This is a genomic window from Raoultella sp. T31 (assembly GCF_002806725.1).
GTDB classification, from domain to species: domain Bacteria; phylum Pseudomonadota; class Gammaproteobacteria; order Enterobacterales; family Enterobacteriaceae; genus Klebsiella; species Klebsiella electrica.
Map to the genome: position 1 here is coordinate 1 of NZ_PIBO01000085.1, position 1,426 is coordinate 1,426.

Annotated in this window: 1 protein-coding gene; it reads left to right on the forward strand. The window is 54.6% G+C overall.

Annotated features, from left to right (window positions below):
- The first annotated feature begins 84 nt into the window (after positions 1-84).
- Positions 85-1,413 carry an IS4 family transposase gene (locus CWM52_RS25830; RefSeq protein WP_100686655.1) on the forward strand — a complete coding sequence of 443 codons (1,329 nt, stop codon included), beginning with the start codon at positions 85-87 and terminating at the stop codon, positions 1,411-1,413.
- Positions 1,414-1,426 lie beyond the last annotated feature (13 nt).

Genomic DNA, 1,426 nt, shown 5'->3' on the forward strand with positions numbered 1-1,426 from the left:
TAATGCCGATCAGTTAAGGATCGGTTGACCGATCCAGTGGCTGTGTAAGAATCCGGAAATGCTCACCCGTTTCCGGATTTTTTTATGCACATTGGACAGGCTCTTGATCTGGTTTCCCGTTACGATTCTCTGCGTAACCCACTGACTTCTCTGGGCGATTATCTGGACCCGGAACTGCTCTCCCGCTGTCTGGCCGAAGCCGGCACCGTCACCCTGCGCAAGCGTCGTCTTCCGCTGGAAATGATGGTCTGGTGTATTGTCGGCATGGCCCTTGAACGAAAGGAACCCCTTCATCAGATCGTGAACCGGCTGGACATCATGCTGCCGGGCAGTCGTCCCTTTGTCGCACCCAGCGCGGTGATCCAGGCCCGGCAGCGTCTGGGCAGCGAGGCCGTCCGGCGCGTGTTCACGCAAACAGCACAACTCTGGCATCATAGCACTCCACATCCACACTGGTGCGGCCTGACCCTGCTGGCCATCGATGGTGTGTTTTGGCGAACACCGGACACACCAGAGAATGATGCAGCCTTCCCCCGTCAGACGCATGGCGGGGATCCGGCACTCTATCCACAGGTCAAAATGGTCTGTCAGATGGAGTTGACCAGCCATCTTCTGACGGCAGCCGCCTTCGGCACAATGAAAAACAGCGAAAATGAGCTCGCTGCACAGCTTATAGAGCAGACCGGCGATAACACCCTGACGTTAATGGATAAAGGTTATTACTCACTGGGGCTGTTAAATGCCTGGAGCCAGGCGGGAGAGCACCGCCACTGGATGATCCCGCTCAGAAAGGGGGCGCAGTATGAAGAAGTCAGAAAACTGGGTAAAGGCGACCATCTGGTAATGCTGAAAACCAGTCCCCAGGCACGAAAAAAGTGGCCGGGTCTGGGCAGTGAGATGACAGCCCGCCTGCTGACAGTGACGCGCAAAGGAAAAGTCTGCCATCTGCTGACGTCGATGACGGACGCCATGCGTTACCCTGGTGGAGAAATGGCAGATCTGTACAGCCATCGCTGGGAAATCGAACTGGGATACCGGGAGATCAAGCAGACGATGCAACTGAGCAGGCTGACACTGCGAAGTAAAAAGCCGGAGCTTGTGGAGCAGGAGTTATGGGGAGTCTTACTGGCTTATAATCTGGTGAGATATCAGATGATTAAAATGGCGGGACATCTGAAAGGATACTGGCCGAATCAACTGAGCTTCTCAGAATCATGCGGAATGGTAATGAGGATGCTGATGACGCTGCAGGGTGCTTCACCGGGTCGAATCCCGGAACTGATGCGTGATCTTGAAAGTATGGGGCAACTGGTAAAGTTACCGACAAGAAGAGAAAGAGCCTTCCCGAGAGTGGTAAAGGAGAGGCCCTGGAAATACCCCACAGCCCCGAAAAAGGGCCAGTCAGTTGCTTAACTGACTGGCATTA